This is a genomic window from Streptomyces sp. H39-C1 (assembly GCF_027158125.1).
Taxonomy (GTDB): Bacteria; Actinomycetota; Actinomycetes; order Streptomycetales; family Streptomycetaceae; genus Actinacidiphila; species Actinacidiphila fildesensis.
Genome location: NZ_JAPVLS010000075.1, coordinates 42,894 through 49,151, shown reverse-complemented (window position 1 = coordinate 49,151; position 6,258 = coordinate 42,894). Strand labels below are relative to the sequence as shown.

Sequence of the window (6,258 nt, the reverse complement as noted above, 5' to 3'; positions counted from 1 at the left end):
CCCGTCCGCCGTCACCGCGTGCGCCGCGGTACCCCCGCCCGCCGTCGTCCCCTTGCGGGCCTGGGTCCTGGCCGCGCGTCGCGTCGCGGCCCACGCCTCCAGACCGTCGCGGTACTCCCGGCCCAGCGCCCCCATGCCGTCATCGCGGCCGGTTCTGGCCCAACCGCGGGCGGACGAGACGGCGTACGGGTCGATGCGCAGGGACTGGATGAAGCAGTCCTCGGCCAGTTCCGGCAGTCCGGCCTTGGCCAGGCACTCGCCGGCCAGGCCGTAGCTCATCGCGGTCGAGGTGGGCCCGAGCCGGGCGGCGCGCAGGTAGGCGTCGGCGGCCTCCCGGTGCAGGCCCTGGCGCACCAGGGACTCGGCGAGCTCGATATGGCTCTTGGGCTCGTACGGGTCGAGGGCGATCACTTCCGTGATCCGCCGGTGGGCGAGGTCTTCGCGGCCGAACCCCAGCGCCTCCTTGGAGCGGCTCTCCAAACAGGCGCGCAGGTTCTCCCGCCGCAGGAACTCCTCGTACGGGGTGGCCGACGTGATCGCCCTGGCCAGTTCCTCGGCCCGGTCCATCTCGGCGGTCAACCGCGCCTCGTCGCGCTGCAGGAACGGCACGTAGGTGACGCTGCGGTAGAACCGGCTCTCCAGCATCAGCCGGTCCAGCGGTGTGCAGTCGGGGTCCGCGAGCAGTTCGGTCAGCGCCTGCTCGGCTATGGCCCGCCAGGCCAGCGCCTCGTCCAGCGACTTCGTCTCCCGAGCGTGGAAGACCACGGCGAACACCGCGATCACGAACCGCAGCCGCAGTGGGCAGTCGGGGTGCCGGGCGACGTCGAAGGAGGTGGTGGGGGCGGCCACCTGCTGCCGGCCGCCGCCGACCGAACCCACATAGCGCACCAGGTCGCGCCAGTGGTGCAGCCGTAACTCGGCCGGACCGGACAGTTCAGCGGCGGGGCGCTGCGGGATGAGGTCGAGCACCAGCCGGCCGAAGCCGAGCCGGAACAGCAGCGCGGAGGTGAGCAGCTGCCGGTCCGGGTCCGCCTTCTCGAAGCCGTCGACCCACTCGCACAGGTGCTCCCAGGCGGGGGTGCGCAGGTGCTGGGGCAGCTCCGCCGGATGCGCGACGGCGAACTCCGCGAGCCCGGACTCGCGCACCAGGTTGCCGCGGAAGGCCGGTGGCATCAGGCGCTGGTAGGTGATCTCCGGGGCGGTGCCCGCCGCTGCGTGCCGGTAGGCGAGCGTGGGCAGTTCGGCGTACAGGTTCGGTGACCGGGACCGGCCCAGATTGAAGTAGGACGCGTACATCTGGTAGTGCCAGTTGTTCTCGTACCCGGGCGGCCGGCACGTGCGGCGGCCGGCCCGGCGCGCCACCTTCGCCAGCGCCTCCTCACCGACCCGGGCGTAGCCGTCGACGAGCAGCTGTTTGGTCCTGGCTGAGCGCGGCGCGGCCCGAAAGGCCCGCTCCGCGAGCAGCAACGCGAACTCCTCGTGGCCGGCCTGCCGGGCGCACTCGGCGGCTGCCACCAGCGCGAAACCGGTGCCGAGCGGACCGAGCCGGGCGGCGTGCAGATAGCCGGCCAGTGCCCGATCGGGCCGGCCCAGCCGCTGCTGCGCCTGCGCGGCCTGCATCCGGATCTTGACCGAGTAGGGGTCCAGGGCGATGCCTTCGGCCAGCGCTTGCTGCTCGCCTGCGGCGTCCTCGCGGCGCACCGCGATCTCCAGCCGGCGGTCGATCAGCCGCCGCCGTGCCTCCAGCAGGAGCAACTCGTCATCCGGGCCGGCCGGGGTGAGCGGCTCCAGCGAAGCGGCCGCCGCGGCCAGCAGCGTCGCGGCGCCGTCGAAGTCCTCCTCGCGCTCGGCGCGCATGACCTCGCGCAGGTCCAGCCGGACCGCCGCGATCGCGCACTCGAACGCGGTGCGCCCGCCGGCCGCTCGCGCCAGCAGCTCCCGGGCCTGGCGGGCCAGATCGGGTGCTGCCGCGTCGTCGCCGGCGTGCCGGGCCAGCAGGTAGCCCCAGGAACCGGCGGCCTGGGCGTGGCACAAGGTGTCCGGCGGGTCCTCGACCAGAACCTGAAAGGCCGCGGCGGTGCGCGCGGACAGCCCCTCGGCCTGGAACAGCGCGGCGGCCCGTGCGGCCTGCGCGGTGGCCTCGACCTCGTCGCGGCAGCGCAACCGGTCCAGATCGTCCGGCACGACCTCCAGCACCGCCGCCGGCAGGCACACCGCCACCAGCCACTGGGCCAACGTGGCCCGGTCGACGGGGTCGAGCTCCGCGCGGCGGATGTACGCCTGCGTCAGCCGGGTCCAGGACGCCGAAGCCAAGTGCGCCGGGAGGTCGGTGGGGACCACGGCCCGGTATTCGCGCAGCCGCGACTCCTCGATCAGCAGCCGGCGGTAGCTGGTGGGCATGTTCATCCCGAACCGCAGGGCGGTCGCTGCGCGCTGGTCGAACCGGCGGGCGGCCAGCAGCGGGGCGCGGGCCTGGATCTCGGCCAACGGCGAATCGGCGCCGTCGAGATACGGCCGGTGCACCTCGAACGTCAACCAGCTGGGGGCGTTGACACCGACCACGCCGTGGCTGAACCGCCACCGTTCCATCCGCAGCTCCCGGGTGAGAAAAGGTCTCCCCGCGGCCGCGCACAGGGCGCGACCGCGGGGAGCGTGGTGTGCGGGGCGACGGTCAGGCGCCGCTGTCGATCAGACAGGTCCAGCAGTCAGCGGCACCGGTCGTGATCTCGACCTCGTCCTCGAGCTGCTCCCAGCTCTCGTATTCCTTTTCCATCGGGAATCCCCTCCGTCGCAGCAAGACCCGCACATGTCTGTGCGGGTACGCGTCCTTTGTCGCACGGCGAGCCAACGGCCGCAAGACATTGGGCAGTTGCTGCCACGCCGATTGCCCCTTCAGGGGCGGGCATCGGAGCCCGCCATGGGTCCGGCCAAGGCGTCGAGCAACAGCTCGACCTCGGCCCCGTCCGTCCAGTAGTGCGGCGAGACCCGGATCATGCCGTCCGGGTACGACACATGGATGCCGCGCGCCACCAGCTCCTGAACCAACCGCCCACCGTCCCTTCGCGGATCGGTGAAGCTGACGATGCCCGACCACGCGCCCGCGCCCGCCGGGGACTCGACCCGATAGCCCCCTGCGGCCAGCCCCTCGCGCAATCGCCCCGTCAGCGACTCGATCCGCTCCGCCACCGCTCGGGCGCCCACCGCCGCCAGTTCGTCCAGTGCGGCCGACAGCCCCACCATGCCCAGCACGTCGTACATGCCCCCCTCCACGCGGCCGGCGCCGGACCGCAGCGGCAGGTCGTACCGGAAGTGACCGGGGCCCTTGCTGAGCATGTCGTTGGCCCCGTCGTAGCCGAACCAGCCCGCGGGAACCGAGCGCAACAGTGGCAGCCGCCCGGCCCGGCAGTAGAACAGGCCGGTGCCCGGCGGGCCGCCCAGCCACTTGTGCGCCCCGGCGGCGACGAAATCCACCGGGGTACGGGCCGTCGACAGCGGCAGCGCGCCCAGCCCCTGCACCGCGTCCACACAGACCAGCGCGCCCACCGGGGCGGCGAGAGCACACAGCAGGTCGAGGTCGAGCCGGAAACCGGTCGCGAAGTTCACGTGGCTGGCCGCGATCAGCCGGGTCGACGGCCCGATCGCGGCGGCGATGTCGTCCGGCTCATAGCCGCCGTGCCGCAGCGCCACCCACCGCAACCGCACTCCCCAGCGCTCCTCCAGGGCCCGCCAGGGGTGCACATTGGCCGGGAAGTCCCGATCGAAGACCACGACCTCGTCGCCGGGCGCCCAGCGCAGCCCATCGGCCACCAGATGCAGGCCGGTGGAGGTGTTGGGCACCAGAGCCACCTCGTCCGGGGAGCACTCCAACAGAGCGGCCGCGGTCGCCCGGGCCGCGGCCCGGGCCGGGAAGATCCGCCCCATCCGGGCGCTGCCGTGCGGATAGACCTCGGCCAGGGCGCTGCGCATCGCGTCGGCGGCCGGAGCGCGGACCCGGCCGAGCCCGGCGTGGTCGAGGTAGGCGCGCGGCGCCTGGTCACGCCCGTCGGCGGCGGTCATGTGGGCTGCTCCTGAACCCGGCGCGACCGCCGGGATGTCAGCACGAGCCAGCCGGCCAGCACGATCGGCAGGCCGTGCAGCAGCAGCACCCAGCGGGCCGCCAGGTCGGGGGTCAGGACCACGCTCGTCACCGCCAGCCCCGCCATCAGGCCGCCGTTGACGACGATCTGGCAGAACCCGAACGCCTGCCCTCGCTCCTCGTCCGGCAGCTGCTGCAGGGCCTGTTTGAAGGTGATCTCGCTGAACGCGTCGCCCACCCCGGCGACCAGCGCCGCCAGCAGCCGCGGCCACCAACCCGGCAGCCAGAACACCCCGATGAACCCGAGCGACATCACGATGGTCGACAGGCAGAACACCAGCGCGGGAGCCCGCGCCACGATCTGGGTGGCCATCGGCCGCAGCAGGAACCCGGCCACGAACAGCCCGATCGCCCAGACGCTCCACATCGTGCCGGCGAACAGCGCCGGCTCGTCCGGCCGCAACCGGCTGCCCAGAATGGGCAGGCCCACCTGCTGCGAGGCGCTGCCGAACGCGTCGAACCCGCGCAGCACCACCAGCGACGCCACCCCGGTCAGCACCAACAGCGGCCACGTCGGCCGACCGACATCCCGGCCCGCCGCCCCGGCGCCGGCCGGCACCGGCACGGCGGCCGCCTCCCGCAGCGGCAGCCGCAACGCGATGAGCACGACCCCGGACAGCGCATACGTGCCCGCGTCGAGCGCGAACACGCCCCGGAATCCGAGGACCGGCACGACGACCGTGGCCGCGCCCATCCCCACCACGAACGCGATCCCCTTGAGCCCGGCCAGCACGCTGTTGACGGTTTGCACCCCATCGCCGGCCAGCACCGGCGTCGCCGCCGACAACGTGGCCTCGAAGACCGAGCGGCCGACCCCCAGGAAGAACACCACCGGGTACAGCCATGCCAACTGCGCCCCGGCCGGCAGCACGGCGAGCAGCACCAGGACCGCCATCCGGACGGCGTCCGCGCCGATCATCACCCCGCGCCGATTCCAGGCGCGCCCGTAGCGGTTGCCCGCCTGCCCGCCGAGGATCGCCCCGGCGTAGAGCGCGACGCTGACCAACCCGGTGGCCAGCGCGGAGCCGGTCCGCCCCCAGACGAACACCGACAGGCAGACGAAGTCCAGCGCGTACCCGGTGTCCGACGCCGCCTTCGCGGCGAGGAACACGGCCAGGCCTGGCCGTGCAGCAGTCATCGCCCCCACCCCCCGGTTCGTCGGCGCCGTCGAACCCGTGAGTATCCTGGCCGATCCCGCCCCGGGGCGCAGGCCGATCGCCGAAAGCACCAGCCCCTCGTCGGGCCGGTACCGCGCCGCGAACGCGCGAATTGCCGTGCAGCGCTGCGTTGATGACGGACCGTCACAGGTGCAGTAAGGCCGTGAGAGCGGCGGCGGTGCTGCGGGATCGCTGGCGGTCTCGGGGCTACTCGGCGCGCTCGCGACGGAGCCGGGCCGCGAGGTGGTGCTGGAGCGGTTGGCCGACCGCCGCGAGGTCGTGGACGAAGTCGAGGGTGTCCTCGTCGACCAGGGTGTAGCGACGGCGGGTGGCGGTGACCTTCTTGGCGGTGGGGGCGAGGGCCACCTGATCGCTGGCGAGGTCGATCACACCTGCGGCCGCGCTGCCGACCGAGATCTCCGCGATGCCGGTGGGCTGGGTGATCAGCGCCTCGACGCGCCCCTCGGGCTGGATGCGCCACCACCCGCTCTCCCGGGCTGACGGACGCAGCGGGGCGCCGTCCGCGTCGAGCAGCCAGGCACGCGACTCGTAGTGGAGGAAGGGCCGCCCGTCATGGCTGAAGGTGACCTCCTGCGCGTACTCGAACTCCTCGCCGATCGTGGGATACCCGCCGCGGCCCCGGCCGGCCCAGGTCCCCAGCAGCCCGCTCACCGGGGCGAGCAGTGCGTGTGGCGCCGGCGCTTCGTCCGGTCCCAAGGCATCGGGAAACGGGTACTTCCGGGCGGGGTCGAACATGGCGTGCCTTCCTGGCTGGGTTGGGGCCGGCACCGGCCGGCACGGGCCCAGAGTATGTCCTCCGGATCAAGGCGGGCCCGCTACGTGGGGCACCACACGCCGCCCTGGCGCATGTTGCCGCTTTTTGATCAGCGCAGGCCTCCGGACCGTCACAGGATCGCCAACCGCGAGTGAGCCTCCCGCCCCGGCCAGGGGTGGGAGGCTCACTCG

General features: G+C 73.3%; 4 protein-coding genes. All 4 read right to left on the bottom strand.

The window, feature by feature from the left end; genetic code table 11:
• On the bottom strand, positions 1–2,589 hold a 2,589-nt coding region (locus O3W51_RS35895; protein ID WP_269288383.1), incomplete at its 3' end, for a tetratricopeptide repeat protein.
• Between the two features lie 303 nt (positions 2,590–2,892).
• Complete coding sequence (locus O3W51_RS35890) at positions 2,893–4,056, bottom strand: aminotransferase class V-fold PLP-dependent enzyme (protein WP_269288382.1); 1,164 nt, start codon at positions 4,054–4,056, stop codon at positions 2,893–2,895.
• Positions 4,053–5,273, bottom strand: coding sequence for an MFS transporter (locus tag O3W51_RS35885; protein ID WP_269288381.1), 1,221 nt, complete (start codon positions 5,271–5,273; stop codon positions 4,053–4,055). The genes O3W51_RS35890 and O3W51_RS35885 overlap by 4 nt, the downstream gene beginning before the upstream one ends.
• Positions 5,274–5,499: 226 nt before the next feature.
• Positions 5,500–6,048: an FABP family protein gene (locus tag O3W51_RS35880; RefSeq protein ID WP_164293170.1), complete on the bottom strand. Its 549-nt coding sequence runs from the start codon at positions 6,046–6,048 to the stop codon at positions 5,500–5,502.
• Between the last annotated feature and the right edge of the window lie 210 nt (positions 6,049–6,258).

Bases quoted from the DNA above. Each gene is read 5' to 3' on its own strand.
- O3W51_RS35890 (WP_269288382.1), bottom strand. From the start codon at position 4,056: ATGACCGCCGCCGACGGGCGTGACCAGGCGCCGCGCGCCTACCTCGAC.
- O3W51_RS35885 (WP_269288381.1), bottom strand. From the start codon at position 5,273: ATGACTGCTGCACGGCCAGGCCTGGCCGTGTTCCTCGCCGCGAAGGCG.
- O3W51_RS35880 (WP_164293170.1), bottom strand. From the start codon at position 6,048: ATGTTCGACCCCGCCCGGAAGTACCCGTTTCCCGATGCCTTGGGACCG.